A 19,643-nucleotide genomic window follows, 5' to 3' on the forward strand; every position below is an offset into this window, starting at 1 on the left:
TGTGTCCCCGAAGGAGGGTGTTGGTGTTGTCGTGGCGAACGCTACTCGCGACGCGGCGTGTGGTCAGCCGGTCAGGACGAGACCGAGGTAGACCAGCGTGGCGGTGATCTCGACAGACGCGCCCAGCACGTCCCCGGTGATCCCGCCGAGCCGCCGTACGACGTGCCGCAGGACCAGCAGTTCGACGGCGATGGCGGCGACGACGGCGAGCGGCCCCTGCCACGGGCGGCCCGGCACGGCGGGTACGGCCATGGCGGCGACGGCGGCCGTGGCCACCACCAGGGTCGGCCGGTTGACCGTTCCGGCGACCAGCGCGCCGAGCCCCTCCGGCCGGGCTGCCGGTATGCCCCGACGGCAGGCCCAGCTCACCGCGAGCCGGCCGGCGGCGGTGGCCGCGACCACGCCGGCGACGACCGCGGGCCAGGGGCGGTCGGGTAGCGCGGCCAGCGCCCCGGCCTGGATCAGCAGGACGAGCACGATCGCGGCCACCCCGAACGGTCCGACGTCCGGCTTCTTCATGATCTCCAACGCGCCCGGTCCGGAGCGGTAGGAGCCGAGCGCGTCGACCGTGTCGGCCAGCCCGTCCAGGTGTAGCCCCCGGGTGAGCAGCGCTCCGGCCGCGACGGTGAGTGCCCCGGCGACCAGTGCCGGCCCGGCGGCGGCCGTGCCGATCAGGAGCGCGGCGAGCGGTATCCCGAGCGCCGCCCCGACCATCGGGGCCAGGGCCATGGCCACCGCCGCGACTGGCCGGTCCACCCGACCGGCGCGCAGCGGCAGGATCGTGAAGGTGGTGAACGCCAGCCGGAGCCCGGCGATGAGTCGGCCGTCAGGCACCACGTGGTGCGGCAACGCTGTCGGTCGTGGGCGAGGCCGACGCGGTGGTGCTGTCGGTCGCGGGCGAGGCCGACGCGGTCGCGTGGTCGTTCGTCGGGGAGGTGGACGCGGGCGTCGCCGGATCGGACGTTGCTGGTCCCGGTCCGGCCGGCTCAGGTTCGGCGAACTCCTCGCCGCTCTCCTCGCCGGTCCCACCGTCACCCGGACCGGGCTTACCGCCGCCGTTACCCGGGCCGGTATCGGTCTCGGTGTCGGGCGATCCGTCCGGTTCGGGGTCCGTACCGCCGAGCAGCGGATGGGTGGCGAGCGCACCGGCCAGCGCGATCGCCGAGCGCAGCAGCGGTAGGGCGGCCAGCGCGGCGGCCCCCTCGCCGAGGTCGAGGCGCAGGTCGAGCAGCGGTTCCAGGCCGAGTACCTCGGCGGCGAGCCGGACCCCGGGCCGCCGGCCGTGGTCGGGCAGCAGGCACCAGTGTCGGGCCTGCCCGGCGAGGTCCCGGCTGACCAGACCGGCGGCCAGCCCGACCGGGCCGTCGAGCAGCACCGGCGTGCGCCGGGCCGTGGCACCGAGCAGCACGCCGGTGGCGATCGCGATGTCGCCCCCGCCCAGCTCGGCGAGGATCTCCTGGGCGCTTCGGCCGCTGTTGCGGATCCGGTGCAGGGCGTCGCGGACAGCGCCACAGCGGATCATCCAGGCCGCGTCGTCGACCTGCCGGCCGGGGACGACGACCCGACCGAGCACCGCCACCGGTTCCGCGCCGACGGTGGCAGCCAGGACCGCCGTGGCGGCGGACTCGCTGCCGGCACCGCAGGCGGCCAGCACGATCAGTCGTACGCCCGCGTCCACCGCCTCGTCGGCGAGCTGCCAGCCGTACCGTAGGGCCGCCTCGACGGCCTCGGCGGACAGGGCTGGCCCCTGTTCGATCGGGGCGGCCGACGGGGCATCCACGACCTGTAGGGTCGCACCGACCTCGGCTGCCTGGCGGGCCAGCGGACCGATGCCGGCCCGGGCCTGGGCAGCCTGCCGGGCCGACTCGCCGGGGATGGAGCCGGCGGCGGATCCGCCCTCGTGGTCGCCGTGCAGCAGCAGGACGCGTACCGACTGCCACGGGGTGGGCGTGGCGCTGCCCTGGGTGGCGGCGGCGAAGGCGACTACCCGTTCGAGGTCGCCCAGCCCCGCCCCGGGTACGTCGAGGGCAGCGAGCCGGTCGAGCGCCTGGGCTCGGGCGTCTTCGTCGGGCAGGGGAAGATCCATGCCGGGCTCGATCACCACGTCGGTGTCGGCCGGTGCCGGGGTGGGCAGGAGTTCCCCGGTGGGCGTCGCAGTCGCGCCGGTCGGGGTGAGTACGTCCGGCGACGGCTGGGTCGGCCGGATCCGGGTCGGGGCGGCCTGCATCGGCAGGGTCACGGATGCCGGGGCGGTGACGGTGGCCGTCGTCTCCGGCTTCAGCCGGGACGGCTGGCCGGCCATCACCAGGACTACCGTGTCACAGGCAGCGGCGACAGCCTGGTTGGTGGCGCCGAGCGCGTCGGCGAAGGCCCGGCCCACCGGGGTCGTCGGCACCAGGGAGAGCCCGACCTCGGGGCTGACCAGCACCAGCTGCGCCGCGCAGCCGCGGATCGCGGTGGCGAGTGCGTCGATCGTGGCGAGGTCGTCGGCCGGCTGTCGGGCCGGATCCAGCAGGGCGGCCACCCAACCGCCCAGGTCGTCGACGAGCAGTGTCTCGTCCATCTTCGCGGTGGCGATCACCTCGGCGAGCCGGTTCGGGTCGGCCCCGATCTCCTCGGTGGTCCAGGTCGCCGGTCGCCTGGTCCGGTGACGCTCGATCCGGGCCGCCCAGTCCGGGTCGTCGGGGCCAGCGTCGACCGACGTGGCGACGTACCGGACACTCGGCGCATCGCCGATCAGCGACTCCGCGTATTCCGACTTACCGGACCGGATCCCGCCGAGCACGAGAATGGTGTTCCACCCGTCAACGGACATGCTCGTACCTTAGAGCCAACAGCACGGGTTTTCGGCCCGAGGGTGCGCCCCGGTCGCCCTGCTGGAGCCGCACCGTGCGAGGCACCGGCAGCCGGACGGTACGGGTCGCCGGACCGCTGCGCCGACTAGGCTGGCGAGAGTTGATCGACGGGACTCCGGCGAGGGGAGACGCGACATGCCGTGGAGCTGGCGGTACGAGGGCACGGACGGCGGCCCGGTGGAGGGGCCGACCGAGACGTTCGGCAGCCAGGCCGACGCCGAGTCCTGGATCGGCCAGAGTTGGCGGCAGTTGGCGTCCACCGGCGTCGCCTCGGTCGTCCTGATCGAGGACGACCGCGAGGAATACCGGATGAGCCTGCTGCCTGCGGCCGAGTGACCGGGATGGGGATCGACCGCCCGCGCCGGGACGATCTGATCCTCGGTGTGCCCCGGCAGGCATTTCGGCCCAGCCCGATCTTCCTGGCGCTGGTCGCACTCTTCGCGACCAGCGGGGTGATGGCGTGGAACGGCTTCGGCAACGTCCGGCTCGACGTCTTCCTCTTCGTCGTCTCCGGCTGGCTGGTGTCGCTCTGCCTGCACGAGTACGCCCACGCCGTGGTGGCGTTCCGGGCCGGCGACCGGGCGGTGGCGCATCGGGGCTATCTGACGCTGAATCCGCTCAAGTACAGCCACCCGCTGCTGTCGATCGTCTTCCCCGTGGTGATCGTGCTGCTGGGCGGTATCGGCCTGCCGGGCGGGGCGGTCTGGGTCGACCGGCACCAGATTCCCGGGCGGCTACGGCACAGCCTGGTCAGCCTCGCCGGGCCGGCGACCAACGTCGTCTTCGCCCTGGTGCTGGTGGTGCCGCTGGTGCTCGCCACCGACGTGGCCGCGCACCAGGAGTTCTGGGCCGGGTTGGCGCTGCTCACCTTCCTCCAGTTGACCGCGAGCGTGCTCAACCTGCTGCCGGTGCCCGGCCTGGACGGGGGCAACATCATCCAACCGTGGCTGTCCCCGCAGTGGCGGCGTGGCTACGACCTGATGGCCCCGTACGGTTTCATCCTGCTCTTCGCCCTGCTCTGGAACCCGAGGATCGGCGGCTGGTTCTTCGACGCGGTCTTCACCGTCGGTGATCTGCTCGGGCTGCCCGCCCCGCTCTATGCCGAGGGGCTGCGACTGATCCGCTTCTGGCAGGGCTGATCCACCGTTGGACGAGCGGATGCCCTACCACCCCGCGCCGAGGACGCGACCGACCACCTGGTCGGCCGGAACCGGACCCCATTCCCGGGAGTCCCGCGCGGTCGACCGTGAGTCCCCGAGCACGTAGACCGTGGCTGTCGGAACGGTCAGCGGATCGCAGTCGGTACGGGATCCGGTCGGCAGGTACGGCTCGTCGAGGACGCTGCCGTTGCGGTGAACCCGGCCGGTTTCGCACTCGATGCGGTCCCCGGGGAGGCCGATCAGGCGGTACGGCGCGGTGAAGGTGTCGGGCGCGGTGTCACCGTCGTGATGCAGCATGAGTAGTTCGCCGTGTCGGAGGTCGAGCCAGTGGTGGCTCAGCTGATCGACCAGCACTCGATCGGTGGCCACTATGGTCGGCTCCATGCTCGCCGAGGGGATGTAGCTGACGGTCAGGACAAACTGGTTGACGATGACTCCGGCGACTACCGCGACGACCGTCGTGGCGACCAGCCGGCGGGTGACACGTAGCCGCAGTGGTTCCGACCGACGTCGAGCGGCTCGGGCTTGTCGCCGTTCGTGCCAGGTCGCCCGGACGCCGCCGGCCAGCCAGCTCAGGGCTTCCCGGCTTCCGGTGGTCGTCTCGAACTCGCCGATTATCGCCTCGCCCCAGGTGCTGCCCGTTGCGTGACGACCGCGTACGACTCGGTGGAGCAGCCAGCGACAGCAGTTGCGCAGGGCCCGGTCCGGCGTGGTCATGCCGCACCTGCCGGCCGGATCGTGGTCCCGGTCTGCGGCTGCGGCGAGGGTCGGGGAGTCGGCTGGACCTGCGTGTTGGAGTGACTACCGAGCCGTTCGTGGGCGAGGGCGGCACCATCGGAGGTCAGCCGGTAGGTGTGCCGGGCGGGCCGGCCGGGTTGGGCGGCCTCCTCCCAACGGGTCTCCAACAGTTCGCGGTCGGCCAGTCGCATGAGGATCGGATAGAGCGTGCCGCTCGCGAGTTTGGTCTCCCGACTGAGGTCATAGCCGTAGCGCCATGCCGTGGGGTCGGCGAGCAGCGCCGTGAAGACGCGCAGGGTCTGTGGGGACGTATCAGGTGTTCTCGGCATGTTCGAAGTCTACATATGTAGACTTTCAATGCCTAGGGAACCGTCGACTTCGATTTCCCCATCCGGGTCTCCCTGGATGCGGCGTCCGGCCAGGGGCGGGCGTGCTCGGCGCGCACCGCCCCTGGACTACGGATGCCGGATCAGGGACGTCCGGCCGGACTCTGCGTCTTGGCCGGGTCCCGCTCGGTGATCGGGTCGACGATCTCGTCGATCGCCTTGAGCAGCGCCGCGTCGAGCTTCACGCCGGCGGCCTTGACGTTGTCGTGGACCTGCTCGGGCCGGGTCGCGCCGATGATCGCCGAGGAGACGTTGGGGTTCTGGAGCACCCAGGCGATCGCCAACTGGGCCATGGTCAGCCCGGCCTGCTCGGCCAGCGGCTTGAGCCGCTGCACGGTGGAGAGGACCTCGTCGGTCAGCCACTGTTGGATGAAGCCGGCACCGGACTTCTCGTCGGTGGCCCGGGAACCGGCCGGCGGCGGCTGCCCCGGCAGGTACTTGCCGGTCAGCACCCCCTGGGCCATCGGCGACCAGACGATCTGCCCGAGTCCCAGTTCCTCGCTGGTCGGCACCACCTCGGCCTCGATGACCCGCCACAGCATCGAGTACTGCGGCTGGTTCGAGACGAGTTGGATCTTCAGCTGCCGGGCCAGCTCGTACGCTTCCCGGATCTGCTCGGCCCGCCACTCGGAGACGCCGATGTAGTGCGCCTTGCCGGAGTGCACGATGTCGGCGAACGCCTCCATCGTCTCCTCCAGCGGAGTGGCGTAGTCGAACCGGTGGGCCTGGTACAGATCGACGTAGTCGGTCTGTAGACGACGCAGCGAGCCGTTGATCGACTCCATGATGTGCTTACGGGACAGGCCACGGTCGTTGCGACCGGGACCGGTCGGCCAGTAGACCTTGGTGAAGATCTCCAGGCTCTCCCGCCGCTCGCCCTGCAACGCCCGGCCGAGCACCTCCTCCGCGCGGGTGTTCGCGTAGACGTCGGCGGTGTCGAAGGTGGTGATGCCAACGTCCAGGGCAGCCCGGACACAGGACAGGGCGGCATCCTCCTCGACCTGCGAACCGTGGGTGATCCAGTTGCCGTACGAGATCTCACTGACCAGCAGGCCGGAACGGCCTAGGTGACGGAATTCCATGTCCTGACCCTAACCCGGCCACCGGGCGTCACCGAGAACGGTGAACCGTCGGGGGTCGGGGCTGCCACGCAGGGCGACGAACCGCCGCGAACCGTCGCCACCGCCGGGTCAGAGCACCGGTTTGGTGTCGGCGAGGAGCCGGTCGATCTCCTCCATCACGTCGCTACGGCTGGGATGCGTCACATCGATCAACGGCTCGCCGTGTCGGTCCAGCGCCCCCCACCGGCCGTTGTTGTCGCCGACCAGGAAGGCGACCGGGTGGATCACCAGTGCCGGATGGGCGGGTGGCACGATCACCAGCCCGGTCCGGTCCACCACTGCCTTGTGCCCGCCCGCCGCCACGATGGCCAGGCCCTCGTCGGTGAAACCGTCCAGGTAGCGGCCATCGGTCAACGCGGTGTGGAAACCGGAGTAGCGGGTGGGCAGGACGACCCGTCCCGCCTTGTCGACCGCGCCCCAGCCGCCATCGCGGCGGACTGCGGCAACCCCACGGCGGAACGGGCGCACGTCGTCGTAGCCGGTCGGGACCACCACCTTGTTGGTCTTGTCGATGGCGATCCAGGTGCTTGCGCCATCGGTGGAGACCCAGGCCAGCCCGTCCGAGTAGGAGCCGACCCCGAGGTAACCGGCCGACTCGTCGATCACCGTCTCGCCGAACTCGTCGATGAGTTCCCAGGTCCGCGCCTCAGGGTGACGTACCCAGGCCACCCCGTCGTGGAACGGCTGTACGTCCGCGTAGCTCGGGGCGATCGCCGGCTCGCCGTCAGGGTGGTCGTACCCCCAGCGTTGGACCTTCTCGTTGAAGGCCGGCACCGGCGGGCGATGCGCCTGAAGGATCTCGTCCCGGTGGCGGGGATACGGACCCCAACCGTTCTTGGCGACCTTCTCGAACACGGCGTCCAGGGCGAGTTCGGTACGGGCAATCAGGTCCGGATCCTCGACCTTGCGTAGCTCCAACGCTCGTTCGAAGTGGTTGCACGCCTCGATGTAGCGGCCCTGGTCGTAGCAGGACCGACCGGCATGCTCGTGCATTGTGGCGCGCAGCCGGTCGGGCAGCTCCGAGGAGTTTGCTTCCTCGAACAACCGGTCCGCCTCGGAGAAGTCGCCTCGCCACTGGTGTACGTGTGCCAGCCGGGCCTGGGCGATGGCGATGCGGCGTAGTTCACCGGTGGCCTCGGCGTGGGCCAGGGCGAGCTTGCCGTCGGCGAGCGCCTTGCCCAGGTCGCCGAGGATCCGGGAGACGACAGCGCGCAGGCTCAGCAGCCGGGCCCGGGTCCGGTTGTCGGTCGCCGGTTCGATCTTCTCCGTCAGCCGGTCACGGATGGCCCGTAGTTCGTCCGGGTCCTCGACCAGCTCACGCAGGGTCTCGTGGTGGAACCGCCACTGGTACGACGCGAGCACCTGTTCCGGGTCGGCGGCCGGTGGTGCGGGTGTGGCCGGCGTCGCCGGGGCCGACTCGGGTTCCTCCGTCTCGTCTGGCTGGACGATGGGGGTGAGCATCGTCGGTGCACGGAGCGCGGTGGCCGCCCCGGCAGCCGGCCCATCCGGACCGGGCAGCACGGTGTCCGGGCTCGCCTCGGCGACCGGCGATCCCGGCGGGCAGACGCCGGGTGGAGCGGAGACCGGCACAGCGTCGTCGGTGTCCGGTGTGTCGGTGGGCACCGTTTCATCCGGTACGGCCGCAGCCGGTGTCGCGTCGACCCGGACCGGCTCGGGTACGGCCGAGGCTGCCAGCGATTCCTCGGCTAGCAGCTCCTCGGCCGGTAGTTCCTCGGCCAGTGCGGTGCTAGCCGGAGTGTCCGTCCCGGTCGCGTCGTCCGGGGCGACGATGTCCTCGTTCGCACTGCCCTGATCGAACCCGGAGTGACCGTCGACCGGGTCGGCGGGCCCATCCTCGTCCGCACACTTGTCCTCGGGCACCAGTTCCGGCTCGGACACTGGCTCGGGTTCCGGCTCGGCCGCTGGCACCGCCGCTTCGGGCTCGGACGCTGGCTCGGGTTCCGGCTCGGGTTCCGGCTCGGGCTCTGGCACTGGCTCGGTGGTTGCGGGGTCGACGATGTCGACTCCGGCAATGGCTGCCGCCACGGTCGTATCCGCGTTGGGCCCGTTGCCGGTCGACGTGGCTGATTCGGCGTCGACTGGATCGGCATCCGGAGTCGCACCGGCTGCCGTCGTGACCGGCAAGGCACCTTCGGTCGCAGGCAGGGGGGCGGCGGTGGTCTCGGTGGACGGCGGGTAGACGGTGGTCGAATCGCCAGATTCATCGATCCGTGCCAGGTCGATGACCGGCTCGTCGGCCGAAGAGGCTGACACCGGTGGGGCTGACACCGGCACGGCTGAGGCCGGCGGGGCTGGAATGGGTGCGGCCGGTGGCATGCCGGCGACCGGGGCGGGCAGAGCGGTCTCCGCCGGCGTTGCCGGGGTGTCTGGCCCAGCCGGTACGGCCCGCATTCCGGCGGAGGGCGGCGGTGATGCGGGCAGGAACTCCAGGCGTAGCCCGGTAACCGGTGGTGGCGGGATGGATTGACGTGGCTTCCTGCCGGATTCGTCTCCGGGTGGTGTGCGCGGCCGTTCGGTTGTCTCGGCACGAGACTCCGCCTTCGGCTGACGCGCCGGCTCCGGCTCCGGCTCGATGGCAGGCGGTCGGGTCGGCCGGACGGCCGGCGTCAACCAGCCGGCCGAGGCCGATGCCTCGTCATCGGCGGGGGGTGCGCCAAGCGGAGGACGCCCGACGGGTGGTGCCTGGTCCGGGGCCGGTCGATGTGGCGTCATCCAGCCGGACTCGGAGTCTGGTGGCCGGGTGGAACGCGACGGCGTCGAGGCGGCGTGCGGTGGTGCCGAGATGGGGCCGGGTGGTGTCGAGACCGGATGTGGCGGTGCCGAGATGGGGCCAGGTGGTGCCGAGATTGGGTGCGGCGGCACCGAGATGGGGTGCGGGGGTGCCGACACGGGGTGCGGCGGCGACTGGGCGGGGCGTGACCGTGGCGTGACCGGTGGCGAAAAGCCGTGCTCAGTCTGGCCAGGCCAGTCGTTCTGCGCACGACGGTCGGCCCGTGCCTCCGGTTCCCGGGACCGCGCCGGCTCGTCGTACCCGGGAGTGCCTCGACGCGATGGCTCGGCCCAACCGTCGGTCCAGTTCGACTCGACCGGCCGCCTCGTCTCACCCAGGTCGCGTCGGCTCGAGGGAGCCGTCCGTTCCTCGGTCGGACCCCGGTGACGGTCGTGGGGGATCGCTTCTGGTGGCGTGTCCGGCAGCCAACCGGACCGTTGGTCAACGCTCGATCCATAGGTACGCCCGGTCGAGGGGCGGTCGTGGGAGTCGGGCTGCGGCGTCCCGTGTTCCCAACGGTTCCGTTCCCGGTCCCGGTACGCGTCGTGGTCCGGTCGCGGCTCCCGCTCACGGTACGTCTCCCGATCCCGGTGGGATCCGTACGTGCGGCCGGGCTCGCGGTCCCAGGAGTCCGGCCGTCGCGCGGATTCCCGCTGCTCCCTACCCGAGTCCCTACCCGAGTCGCCAGGACGGTTGTGGGAGCCTGAGCCGGCGCGGCCACCCGCCGGCGACCACTGTCCATCCTGCGGCGGTCGACCGTCCGGTCCGGATCGGTGTGGTGGCCGAGGCGGGTACGGCCCGGCGGGGGAGGTGGGGCGGCCCTCAGGCGGGTACGGCCCGGCGGGGGAGGTGGGGCGGTTCTGCGGCGGGTGGACTTCGGCCCGGCCGGAGGCGGTCGGGGTACGTCGCCGGGGTGTCCGCTGCGGTCCGATGTCGCCCGGATAGCGCTGCCCGGGGAACTGCGCGTGCCATTCGGCGGTCGGTTGCACCACCCAGGACGGTTCGGCGGGATCGCGCCAGAGGTCGGCGTAGCGGTCGGTCATGAGCTGCCCTCGGGCCGGGGCGCGCGGTGCGGCCGGGAGAACGGCTCACGTGGCTCGCTCACGGCGGTGTCACCTCGTTGAAAAATCTCGCTGGACAGTCGGCGGCCCCGGGTAGAGTCACCCGGTTCTGTGCAGCGTGGTTGTGGAAGGAGGGTAACGGCGTGAGCTTGCCCGCCGCCACTGTGGGATTGTCCCTGAATAGAAACGTTATCGCGCAGTTTTGGACATTTGCGGCGATAACCGGATCAGGTTACCGTCGCTACTCTACCTACCGTCAAGCGACGATTGCGGGCGCCTTTACCAATACTGTCTTCGGCTTTCTCAAGTGTTACGTACTGCTCGCCGTGGCGAGTGGGGCCAGCGGTCTTGCCGCCGGCTATAGCCGAGAACAGTTGGCCACCTTCGTCTGGGTGGGGCAGGGGATGCTCGCCGTGATTCTGCTCTGGGGTTGGACCGAGCTGGCTGACAGGATCCGTACTGGCGAGGTGGTCAGTGACCTGCTGCGCCCGGTGCACCCCGTGGTCAACTATCTGGCGGCGGACCTGGGCCGGGCGGGGTACGCCCTACTGACCCGCTTCCTGCCGCCGGTCCTGGTCGGACTGCTCCTCTTCGACGTCTACCTGCCGAAGCGCTGGTACACCGGGCCGCTGTTCGTGCTCTCCCTGGCGCTGGCCCTGGTGATCTGCTTCGGCTGTCGCTACCTGGTCAACCTGACCGCCTACTGGCTGTACGACATCCGTGGTCCGATGATGTTCTGGACGTTGTCCTCGGGAGTGCTCGCCGGCCTCTACTTCCCGCTGCGCTTCCTGCCGGACTGGGTCTATGTGCCGCTGTGGTTGGCCACACCCTTCCCGAGTCTGTTGCAAACTCCGCTCGACGTGCTGGTGGAGCGGGACACCGCGAATGTCCAAGTGGGCATGGTGGGCATCCAGTTGGTCTGGGCCGGGCTGATCCTGGTCGCCTGCTGGCTGGTCCAGCGCCGGGCGGAACGACGGTTGGTGGTGCAGGGTGGCTGACCTGGTGACGCCGCGTACTCGGCCCTATCGGGCCCTGCTCCGTGCCCAGACCCGCTCGCAGGCGTCCTACCGTACGTCGTTCGTGATCGATCTGGTCAGCAACGTCGGCGTCGTCGCGTTGGACGTGCTGGCCGTACTGGTGCTGTTCCGGGTGACCGGCACTCTGGGTGGGTTCGACCTACGCGAGACGACGGTCATGGTCGGCCTGTCGGCGTTCGCCTTCGCCACCGCCGACCTGACTGTCGGCAACATCGAACGGATCCGCCAGTACGTCCGCACCGGCCTGCTGGACGCGGTACTGGTCCGGCCCCTCGGGGCGCTGCCGCAACTGCTGCTGATGGACGTGCCGCTCCGCAAGGTTTCCCGGTCGCTGTTCGGCTTGGCGGTGCTGGTCGCGGCGCTGGCCTATGCCGGAATCGAGTGGACCCCGGGGCGGGTGGCGCTGGTGGTGGTGGCCCCGCTGGCCGGGGTGGTCTTCTTCGGCTCGATCTTCGTTGCCGCCGCCACGGTGGCGTTCTGGTGGATCGAGTCCGGCGAGGTGGGCAGCGCCTTCACCTACGGGGGACGTGAGTTCACTGCGTACCCGATCACCGTCTACAGCGGATGGTTTCGAACCATCTTCGCGTACGGTCTGGGGTTTGCCTTCGTCAGCTACTACCCGGCGCTGGCGCTGCTCGGCCGGGCCGACCCGCTCGGCCTGCCGGACTGGGTGGGTTGGGTCTCGCCAGCCGCCGCCGTCGTCGCCGCCACCGTTGCCGCCATCGCTTGGCGGATCGGTATCAGGCACTACCGGAGTACGGGGTCATGAACATCATCGAGGCGCGCGGCTTGCGCAAGGACTTCACCGTACGGGTACGAGCCGGCCGGCTACGCCGGGAGAAGCGGGTGGTCTCCGCGGTCGACGGGGTCGACCTGACCGTGGCTCGGGGCGAGATGTTGGGCTACATCGGTCCGAACGGCGCCGGTAAGTCGACCACCCTGAAGATGCTGACCGGGGTGCTGATGCCCTCGGCCGGCGAGGCGCGGGTCTGCGGCCTGCGGCCGGTGGCGCAGCGGACCCGTCTGGCGCTGCGGATCGGCGTGGTCTTCGGCCAGCGGTCGCAGCTCTGGTGGGACCTGCCGCTACGGGACTCGTTCGACCTGCTCCGGCACATCTACCGGGTGCCGCCGGCTGACCACGCGGCCCGGCTGCGCCGCTGCCGGTCGCTGCTGGACCTGGACGACTTCCTGGACGTCCCGGTGCGGCAGCTCTCGCTCGGGCAGCGGATGCGCGGCGAGCTGACGGCCGCGTTGCTGCACGGTCCCGAGGTGCTCTTCCTCGACGAGCCGACGATCGGGTTGGACGTGATGAGCAAGCGGGCGGTACGCGAGTTCCTCGCCGAGCTGGGCCGCACCGGGGACACCACGCTCGTGTTGACCACGCACGACCTGGCCGACATCGAGCGGCTGTGCCGGCGGCTGGTGGTGATCGACCACGGTCGGGTGGTGCATGACGGCAGCATCGAGGCGCTGCACGCGCGGTACGGCTCGCACCGGCTGGTCGTGGTCGACCTGGACGAGCCGTTGCCGGAGCCGCCGGTGCTGTCCGGGGCGCCGCTGCACCGTACCGAGGCCGATGGCCGGCGGTTGGTCTTCGCCTGCGAGTCGGTGACGGCCGGTGAGGTGGTGGCCCGCCTGTCCGGGCTGGCCACCCTGCGGGACATCGCCATCGTCGAGCCGGACATCGAGGACGTGGTGGCCCGCCTCTACACCGCCCCGGAGCCGATCGTCGCCCCCACCCTTCCCACCCTCCCCGTTGATCATGAAGCTGTAGCGGCCCCGGACGGGGCGGGGCGATAACTTCATGATCAACAGTGCAGGTCAGGGGTGTTCCATCACCAGCACGGCGAAGGTGCCGGGGGTCAGCGCCTCGTAGCGGTGCGGCGCGTCGCCAGCGAAGGCGATGTAGTCGCCCGGCCCGAGTTCCACCGGATCCGAGGCAGGGCCGGTGCGCATCCGTCCGGCCGCCACCACCAGGTGCTCCACGCTGCCCGGGATGTGCGGCTGTGCCTCCCGCCCGACGCCCGGCTCCAGTTCGATCAGATAGATGTCCCGCCGTACGTGGGACGAGCCGGGGGAGAGCAGGGTCCCGGTGAAATCGGCCTGATCGGAGCGGAGCCGGGGACCGTCGCCAGCCCGGATCACGTGTACGGCGGGCGACGGTGGCTCGATCAGTCGGCTGAACGGTATTCCCAGCGCCACTCCGAGTGCCCACACCGTTTCCACGCTCGGGTTGCCGTTGCCCGCCTCCAACTGCGAGAGGGTCGACTTGGCGATCCCGGCGCGCCGGGCCAGTTCGGTGAGGGAGAGCCCGGCCCGATCCCGTTCCCGGCGTAGCGCGGCGGCGAGGTGGGCCACGGGCGACTGTGTGGCGGCGAGGTGGGCCACGGGCGACTGTGTGGCTGGGCCGACGGGTCCAGGCTGCTCGGGGGGCGAGGGCGTGACGGGCATGTTCGCTCCATCGGTCAATCTGTTCGCCTTGACGAACATCAGTGGATGTGTTCATTATTTTGGGCTATGCGTACGGCAGAACGAACACCTCGATTGTCGCTGGTCCGGGACGTGGCCACGATCGGCATCGCGATGCTGGCCGTCGGTGCCTCCTTCGGGGCGATCGCCGTGGCCTCTGGCCTACCGGCATGGGCCGCCATCGCGATGTCGGTGATCGTCTTCGCCGGTGGTGCGCAGTTCATGGCCGTCGGCATGATCGCGGCGGGCAGCCCGGTCGCCGCCGTCTTCGCCGGGCTGCTGCTCAACGTCCGGCATCTGCCGTTCGGACTGGCCCTGGCCGAGACGATCGCCCCGCGCTGGCGGGACCGGCTGCTCGGCAGCCACCTGATGACCGACGAGAGCACCGCCTTCGCGCTGGCGCAGCCGCCAGGCAGCGGCCGGCGACGGGCCTACTGGGTGGCCGGGAGCGGCTGGTTCCTCGCCTGGAACCTCGGCACGGTCGTCGGCGTACTGCTCGGTGCCCGGGTCGGTGATCCGCAGCGGTTCGGGCTGGACGCCGCCTTTCCCGCCGGGCTGATCGCGATGCTGATGCCGGCGCTGCGTGAGCCACGCACCCGTCGAGTGGCGTTGACCGGTGCCGCCCTCGCCGTGCTCACCACACCGATTCTGCCGCCGGGGCTGCCCGTCCTGCTCGCGTTGGCCGGTCTGGCCGTACTGCTTCTGCCCCGCCGCGCCTGGGAGTGGCCGTGGTGACCGGCCTGAGCGCCACCGCCGATACCGCATCGCCGCAGCCGGTCGTGCTGGTCGCGGTGATTCTGGCGCTCGCGGTCGGGACGTACGCCTTCCGGCTGGTCGGGGTGCTCCTACAGGACCGGTTGGACCTGCCCGGATGGTTGCGTCAACTGCTCCCGGTTGCCGCAGCCGCGCTGCTCGCCGCACTCGCCGCCACCGCGACCCTGACGGAGGGGGGTGCCTTCGCGGGTGTTGCCCGCCCGGTCGGGGTGCTGGTCGGCCTGGGGCTCGCCTGGTTTCGGGCACAGTTCGTGCTGGTGGTAGTCGCCGCAGCCGCCACGACCGCCCTGCTCCGCCTGGCCGGAGTGCCCTGATTCGTCTGCTGGTCCGAGCGCCCTGATCCGCCTGGCTGGGCTGCCCTAGATCGCGTCGCCGATCTCGACGCGGGGGACCGGCGTGCGCATCCGGCGGAACGTGATGGCCCGCATGATCGCGTAGAGGTAGAGGGAGCCCATCCGCTGGTCGGTCTTGGGGAACCGGGCGCGGACCAGCTTCTTGATCTTGCGAGAGATCAGGATCGAGTCGACCACCACGCCGAGCGCCAGGGCACCCCACAGCAGGTTGGAGACGAGCTGCACGATCGGCGGCATTCCCGGGGACGAGCCGACCAGCACGATCAGCGCACCGCCGAAGAACCAGGTGCCGACCGTACGACGGGAGTCGACCACGTTACGGGCCAGCACCCGCTCCGGAGCCTGGTCCCGGGGGCCGCCCTCGCGGCGGAACTCGGCCGCCGACTCGGCTCGCAACTCGCGCCGCCGTTCCCGCGCCTCCTGCTTGGTGAGGGGCTTGGTCGAGGTGGCCACCCGCCGATTCGCGGTGGGGCGCTTCGGAGTCTCCTGCCCAAGCTCTCGCTTGCTAGGTGTGTGACCCCGGGTACGGGCGGACGCAGCGGCCTCCTCGTCGGACGTGACCGTGGTTACGGTCTCCTCGGCGAGGTTGGCGGACTTGCGGCGAAACAGCGACGGCACGCATGAAGAGTAGCCAACGGTCGGCGACCACCGCACATCACGGTACGGCGGCCGCCGACCCCTGGCCCTGGACGCTGGTAACCTGTCCGCCCTCGGCCCGACCGGCGTGGGGCGAGGGGGTCAGGGACGTTCGATGTGCGCGCCCAAGGCGGCGAGCTTGGCCTCGAAGTCCTCGTAGCCCCGGTTGATCAGGTCCACGCCGTACACCCGTGAGGTCCCCTCGGCGGCGAGCGCGGCGATCAGGTGGCTGAACCCGGCACGCAGGTCGGGGATCACCAGGTCGGCGGCGTGCAGCTTGCTCGGCCCGGCGATGACCGCCGAGTGCTTGAAGTTGCGCCGGCCGAACCGGCACGGCGTACCGCCCAGGCAGTCTCGGTAGACCTGGATCGTGGCGCCCATCTTGTTGAGCGCGTCGGTGTAGCCCAGCCGCTGCTCGTAGACCGTCTCGTGCACGATCGACAGGCCCCGGGCCTGGGTGAGCGCGACCACCAGGGGCTGCTGCCAGTCGGTTCCGAAGCCGGGGTGCACGTCGGTCTCCAGCGCCACGGCGCGCAGTTCGCCGCCCGGGTGCCAGAACCGGATGCCGCCCTCCTGACCGGGGGAGTTGCCCCGGGGCGGGCGGGCGTCGACGACCTCGTACGCCCCGCCGACCGAGCGGAACACGTTGAGGAAGGTCATCATGTCGACCTGGTCGGCGCCGAGCACCTCGACGTCGCCCCGGGTGGCCAGTGCGGCGGCGGCCCAGCTGGCGGCCTCGATCCGGTCCGGGATGGGGCGGTGAGAATAACCACTCAGCCGTGGTACGCCCTGGATCTCGATCACCCGGTCGGTGTGCACCTTGATGATCGCGCCCATCTTCTGCAGGACGCAGATCAGGTCGATGATCTCCGGCTCCACGGCGGCGTTGCGCAGCTCGGTGACGCCCTCGGCCATGACCGCGGTGAGCAGCACCTGCTCGGTGGCCCCGACGCTCGGGTAGGGGAGGGCGAACTTGGTGCCGTGCAGGCCGTTGGGGGCGGTCAGGTGCAGGCCCTTGGGCTGCTTCTCGACCACCGCGCCGAACTCGCGCAGCGCCTGCATGTGGAAGTCGATCGGCCGGGGGCCGATGTGGCAACCACCCAGGTCGGGGATGAACGCGTGGCCGAGGCGGTGCAGCAGGGGGCCGCAGAACAGGATCGGGATCCGACTGGAACCGGCGTGCACGTTGATCTCGTCGGTCGAGGCGCTCTCGACGTTGGCCGGATCGAGGACGAGTTCGCCGTCCTCCTCGCCGTCGGTGACCTTGACCCCGTGCAGGCCGAGCAGGCCCCGGACTATCTCGACGTCACGGATGCGCGGTACGTCGTACAGCCGGCTGGGTTCGTCGCCGAGCAGGGCGGCGACCATCGCCTTGGAGACGAGATTCTTGGCGCCTCGGACCCGGATCCGTCCGTGTAGGGGGGTACCACCATGTACGACCAAAACGTCGTCAGTCAACGCAAACCTCCAGCGCGTCGGTGTCACCGGGCTTCGGCTCGGGGAGAGGGGTCAGCTCGGGCAGGCGATCCACTCCGATCGCTGCCCGGGGCGCCGCCGCGGGGCGTGCGGCTGGCTCTGTGTCGCTCGCGCAGCATAGCGCTCGGTAAGCGCGGCGACCCGGGCAGAGCGTGTAGGAGGGCGCGAATCGGCGATCACCGTAGTTATCCGTACAAGAGTAGTTACTTAACGTGATCGAACCGGTCAGGGGAGGGCGAGCATCTGATCGAGCGCCGTACGGGCGTGCCGGGCCGTCGAAGGATCGACCGCGATCTGGTTCGGCACCCGTCCGGCGACCAGTTCCTCCAGTGCCCAGACCAGGTGCGGCAGGTCGATCCGGTTCATCGTCGAGCAGTAGCAGACCGCCCGGTCCAGGAACATGATCTCCTTGTCCGGGTGGGCGAGGGCGAGCCGCCGTACGAGATTGAGTTCCGTACCGATCGCCCAGGCCGAACCGGCCGGCGCGGCCTCGATGGTCTTGATGATGTACTCGGTCGACCCGACCCGGTCGGCGGCGGTCACCACCTCGTGGCGGCACTCCGGGTGGACCAGCACGTTGACCCCGGGCACCCGCATCCGCACCTCGTTGACGCTGTCGAGGGTGAACCGTCCGTGCACCGAGCAGTGCCCACGCCAGAGGATCATCTTGGCTTCCCGCAGTTGCTGCGCGGTGAGCCCGCCACCGGGCTTGTGCGGGTCGTAGAGGACGCAGTCGTCGAGGTCGAAGCCCATCTCCAACACCGCGGTGTTCCGGCCCAGGTGCTGATCGGGCAGGAAGAGCACCCGCTGACCACGCTCGAACGCCCAGGTCAGGGCCCGCTTGGCGTTGGACGAGGTGCAGACCACCCCGCCGTTGCGCCCGACGAACCCCTTGATGTCCGCCGAGGAGTTCATGTACGTCACCGGGACGGTCATCTCCGCCACCCCGGCGTCGGTCAGCACCTCCCAGGCCGCCTCGACCTGGGACAACGCCGCCATGTCCGCCATCGAACAACCGGCGGCCAGGTCGGGCAGGACCACCTGCTGCGCGTCGGTGGTCAGGATGTCGGCGCTCTCGGCCATGAAGTGCACGCCGCAGAAGACGATGTACTCCGCGTCCGGCCGGGCGGCGGCCTCCCGGGCCAGCTTGAACGAGTCGCCGGTCACGTCGGCGAACTGGATCACCTCGTCGCGCTGGTAGTGGTGCCCCAGCACGAACACCCGCTGACCGAGCTTGGCCTTGGCGACGGCGGCCCGGGCGACCAGGTCCGGGTCACTGGGCGGGGGCAACTCCCCCGGACACTCGACACCACGCTCGGTGGCAGGGTCGGAACCCCGTCCGAGGAGCAGGAGTGCGGTAGCGGTGTCAGACGGCTCAACCCAGGTCGAAGTCACCCGTTCATGGTCCCCCACCCGGCGGTCCGGACGCAGCCTAAGGGCATGTGGGCTGTCACACTGCCGAGCATGCGGATCCTGATCTGTCCGGACAAGTTCGCCGGTACCCTCTCCGCCCCCGAGGTGGCCGAGGCGGTGGCCGCCGGCTGGCGTGACACTGCCCCGGAGGACGAGATCGTCTCCCGTCCGCTCTCCGACGGCGGGCCCGGTTTCGTGGCGGTGCTGGCCGAGGCGCTCGGCGGTCACCGGTTGCCGGTGGCCACCACCGACCCGTTGGGCCGTCCGGTCACCGGCGAGGTGCTGGTCGTCGACGATCCGGCAGCGGGCGGACGCACCGCGTACGTGGAGAGCGCCCAGGCCTGCGGGCTGCACCTGCTCTCCGACGCTGAACGTGACCCGAAGGCCACCACCTCGTACGGCCTCGGCGTGCTGGTCGCCACCGCCGTGGAGACCGGGGCCCGGCGGGTGGTGATCGGGCTGGGCGGGTCCGCCACGAACGACGGCGGTGCCGGGATGCTCACCGCGCTGGGCACCACCCCGCTGGACGAGACCGGATACGCCCTGCCGTACGGCGGTGCCGCCCTGGTCGCCGTGGCCGCGCTGGATGGCGTGCCCCGGGTACGGGGGGTGGAGCTGGTGGCCGCCACCGACGTCGACAATCCGCTCACCGGCCTGTACGGGGCAGCCAGCGTGTACGGCCCGCAGAAGGGGGCGTCCCGGGCGGACGTACTGTTGCTGGACTCCGCGCTGGAGCGCTTCGGTGCGGTGCTGGAACGGGACCTGTCGTCCTGCCCGCCGGGGCTGGCCGCCCTGCCGGGAGCCGGGGCCGCCGGTGGGCTCGGCGCGGCGATCCTCGCGCTGGGCGGCCGGTGCGAATCGGGCATCGGGCTGGTGAGTCACCTGATCGGGCTGGACGCCGCGGTCGACCGGGCCGACCTGGTGATCACCGGCGAGGGGTCGTTCGACCACCAGTCGCTGCGCGGGAAGCTGGTCGCCGGAGTGGCCGGGGCGGCCCGGGACCGAGGGCTGCCGTGCGTGGTGCTCGCCGGGCGGTGCAGCACCGGTCGGCGGGAGGCGGCCTCGGCTGGCGTGACCGAGTCGTACAGCCTGGTGGACCACTTCGGCGGCGAGGAACGCGGCGGCGTCGAGCAGGCCCTGACCCGTCCCGCCGAGGGACTCCGCGCGATCGCCGCCCGACTGGCGGGCCAGTGGAGCCGCTGAGGGTGTCAGGCAGGACCCGTTCCTGTCGTTTTTTGTGGATAAAGGGCCTTTCCTGACACCCAAGGCTCGGTCGGCCGGGTGACGTACGCCGCACCGACCTACAATCGAGGCGGCACCTGATTGGGAATCACTGGCTATGCGGTTAGCGTTGGCCAGTACGTCCAGACCGA

18 protein-coding genes are annotated in these 19,643 nt (G+C 70.9%); 8 read left to right on the forward strand and 10 right to left on the reverse strand.

Annotation, left to right across the window (positions count from 1 at the left end; all coding sequences use genetic code 11):
• Positions 1-63 precede the first annotated feature (63 nt).
• Entirely contained in the window at positions 64-837 is a 774-nt protein-coding gene (locus FHR38_RS23695; RefSeq protein ID WP_184536733.1) for an adenosylcobinamide-GDP ribazoletransferase, read from the reverse strand.
• Entirely contained in the window at positions 827-2,815 is a 1,989-nt protein-coding gene (locus tag FHR38_RS23700) for a bifunctional adenosylcobinamide kinase/adenosylcobinamide-phosphate guanylyltransferase (protein WP_184536734.1), read from the reverse strand. Before FHR38_RS23700 ends, FHR38_RS23695 begins: the two co-directional genes overlap by 11 nt.
• Positions 2,816-2,990: 175 nt before the next feature.
• Between FHR38_RS23700 and FHR38_RS23705 the strand changes: the two genes are divergently transcribed.
• Entirely contained in the window at positions 2,991-3,191 is a 201-nt protein-coding gene (locus tag FHR38_RS23705) for a hypothetical protein (RefSeq protein ID WP_184536735.1), read from the forward strand.
• Between the two features lie 5 nt (positions 3,192-3,196).
• Positions 3,197-3,994 carry a site-2 protease family protein gene (locus tag FHR38_RS23710; protein WP_184536736.1) on the forward strand — a complete coding sequence of 266 codons (798 nt, stop codon included), beginning with the start codon at positions 3,197-3,199 and terminating at the stop codon, positions 3,992-3,994.
• 24 nt (positions 3,995-4,018) lie between these two features.
• On the opposite strand, the gene lepB is transcribed toward FHR38_RS23710, so the two are convergent.
• From lepB to FHR38_RS32485, 4 genes are all read right to left on the reverse strand, one after another.
• The gene (gene lepB, locus FHR38_RS23715; RefSeq protein ID WP_184536737.1) at positions 4,019-4,732 is read right to left on the reverse strand and encodes a signal peptidase I; all 714 of its coding nucleotides are present in this window, start codon (positions 4,730-4,732) and stop codon (positions 4,019-4,021) included.
• Positions 4,729-5,082, reverse strand: coding sequence for a PadR family transcriptional regulator (locus FHR38_RS23720; RefSeq protein ID WP_184536738.1), 354 nt, complete (start codon positions 5,080-5,082; stop codon positions 4,729-4,731). The genes lepB and FHR38_RS23720 overlap by 4 nt, the downstream gene beginning before the upstream one ends.
• Before the next feature lie 140 nt (positions 5,083-5,222).
• Entirely contained in the window at positions 5,223-6,221 is a 999-nt protein-coding gene (locus FHR38_RS23725; RefSeq protein WP_184536739.1) for an aldo/keto reductase family protein, read from the reverse strand.
• Positions 6,222-6,329: 108 nt separating this feature from the next.
• The gene (locus FHR38_RS32485; RefSeq protein ID WP_312882367.1) at positions 6,330-8,534 is read right to left on the reverse strand and encodes a WG repeat-containing protein; all 2,205 of its coding nucleotides are present in this window, start codon (positions 8,532-8,534) and stop codon (positions 6,330-6,332) included.
• Positions 8,535-10,438: 1,904 nt separating this feature from the next.
• On the opposite strand from FHR38_RS32485, the gene FHR38_RS23735 reads away from it, so the two are divergent.
• From FHR38_RS23735 to FHR38_RS23745, 3 genes are read left to right on the forward strand one after another with little or no spacing between them, the layout of a single operon-like run.
• Entirely contained in the window at positions 10,439-11,110 is a 672-nt protein-coding gene (locus FHR38_RS23735) for an ABC transporter permease (RefSeq protein ID WP_312882368.1), read from the forward strand.
• A complete protein-coding gene (locus tag FHR38_RS23740; RefSeq protein WP_312882369.1) occupies positions 11,103-11,918 on the forward strand; it encodes an ABC transporter permease in 816 nt (271 codons plus the stop codon). Before FHR38_RS23735 ends, FHR38_RS23740 begins: the two co-directional genes overlap by 8 nt.
• On the forward strand, positions 11,915-12,949 hold the full coding sequence (locus tag FHR38_RS23745; protein ID WP_184536741.1) for an ABC transporter ATP-binding protein: 1,035 nt from the start codon (positions 11,915-11,917) through the stop codon (positions 12,947-12,949). Before FHR38_RS23740 ends, FHR38_RS23745 begins: the two co-directional genes overlap by 4 nt.
• 21 nt (positions 12,950-12,970) lie before the next feature.
• On the opposite strand, the gene FHR38_RS23750 is transcribed toward FHR38_RS23745, so the two are convergent.
• Positions 12,971-13,600, reverse strand: a complete 630-nt coding sequence (locus FHR38_RS23750; RefSeq protein ID WP_221449158.1) for a helix-turn-helix domain-containing protein — start codon at positions 13,598-13,600, stop codon at positions 12,971-12,973.
• Between the two features lie 66 nt (positions 13,601-13,666).
• Between FHR38_RS23750 and FHR38_RS23755 the strand changes: the two genes are divergently transcribed.
• Positions 13,667-14,353: an AzlC family ABC transporter permease gene (locus FHR38_RS23755; RefSeq protein WP_184536743.1), complete on the forward strand. Its 687-nt coding sequence runs from the start codon at positions 13,667-13,669 to the stop codon at positions 14,351-14,353.
• Complete coding sequence (locus tag FHR38_RS23760) at positions 14,350-14,706, forward strand: AzlD domain-containing protein (RefSeq protein WP_446685676.1); 357 nt, start codon at positions 14,350-14,352, stop codon at positions 14,704-14,706. Before FHR38_RS23755 ends, FHR38_RS23760 begins: the two co-directional genes overlap by 4 nt.
• A gap of 45 nt (positions 14,707-14,751) precedes the next feature.
• Here FHR38_RS23760 and FHR38_RS23765 read toward each other — a convergent pair whose 3' ends face one another.
• From FHR38_RS23765 to nadA, 3 genes are all read right to left on the reverse strand, one after another.
• Positions 14,752-15,363 carry a DUF3043 domain-containing protein gene (locus FHR38_RS23765; protein ID WP_184536744.1) on the reverse strand — a complete coding sequence of 204 codons (612 nt, stop codon included), beginning with the start codon at positions 15,361-15,363 and terminating at the stop codon, positions 14,752-14,754.
• 120 nt (positions 15,364-15,483) lie between these two features.
• On the reverse strand, positions 15,484-16,866 hold the full coding sequence (gene murA, locus FHR38_RS23770) for a UDP-N-acetylglucosamine 1-carboxyvinyltransferase (RefSeq protein ID WP_376771427.1): 1,383 nt from the start codon (positions 16,864-16,866) through the stop codon (positions 15,484-15,486).
• A gap of 216 nt (positions 16,867-17,082) precedes the next feature.
• Positions 17,083-18,252 (reverse strand): quinolinate synthase NadA, encoded by a 1,170-nt coding sequence (gene nadA, locus FHR38_RS23775; protein WP_184536746.1) that lies wholly within the window; start codon positions 18,250-18,252, stop codon positions 17,083-17,085.
• Between the two features lie 45 nt (positions 18,253-18,297).
• Between nadA and FHR38_RS23780 the strand changes: the two genes are divergently transcribed.
• A complete protein-coding gene (locus FHR38_RS23780; RefSeq protein WP_184536747.1) occupies positions 18,298-19,473 on the forward strand; it encodes a glycerate kinase family protein in 1,176 nt (391 codons plus the stop codon).
• Positions 19,474-19,643: the final 170 nt, after the last annotated feature.

The sequence above is a fragment of the Micromonospora polyrhachis genome, assembly GCF_014203835.1.
GTDB lineage: Bacteria > Actinomycetota > Actinomycetes > Mycobacteriales > Micromonosporaceae > Micromonospora_H > Micromonospora_H polyrhachis.

Excerpts from the sequence above, each read along its gene's own strand:
- FHR38_RS23720 (WP_184536738.1), bottom strand. The coding sequence starts at position 5,082 with ATGCCGAGAACACCTGATACGTCCCCACAGACCCTGCGCGTCTTCACG.
- FHR38_RS23745 (WP_184536741.1), top strand. The coding sequence starts at position 11,915 with ATGAACATCATCGAGGCGCGCGGCTTGCGCAAGGACTTCACCGTACGG.
- lepB (WP_184536737.1), bottom strand. The coding sequence starts at position 4,732 with ATGACCACGCCGGACCGGGCCCTGCGCAACTGCTGTCGCTGGCTGCTC.
- FHR38_RS23780 (WP_184536747.1), top strand. The coding sequence starts at position 18,298 with ATGTGGGCTGTCACACTGCCGAGCATGCGGATCCTGATCTGTCCGGAC.
- FHR38_RS23755 (WP_184536743.1), top strand. The coding sequence starts at position 13,667 with ATGCGTACGGCAGAACGAACACCTCGATTGTCGCTGGTCCGGGACGTG.
- FHR38_RS23705 (WP_184536735.1), top strand. The coding sequence starts at position 2,991 with ATGCCGTGGAGCTGGCGGTACGAGGGCACGGACGGCGGCCCGGTGGAG.
- FHR38_RS23725 (WP_184536739.1), bottom strand. The coding sequence starts at position 6,221 with ATGGAATTCCGTCACCTAGGCCGTTCCGGCCTGCTGGTCAGTGAGATC.
- FHR38_RS23710 (WP_184536736.1), top strand. The coding sequence starts at position 3,197 with ATGGGGATCGACCGCCCGCGCCGGGACGATCTGATCCTCGGTGTGCCC.
- FHR38_RS23700 (WP_184536734.1), bottom strand. The coding sequence starts at position 2,815 with ATGTCCGTTGACGGGTGGAACACCATTCTCGTGCTCGGCGGGATCCGG.
- FHR38_RS23750 (WP_221449158.1), bottom strand. The coding sequence starts at position 13,600 with ATGCCCGTCACGCCCTCGCCCCCCGAGCAGCCTGGACCCGTCGGCCCA.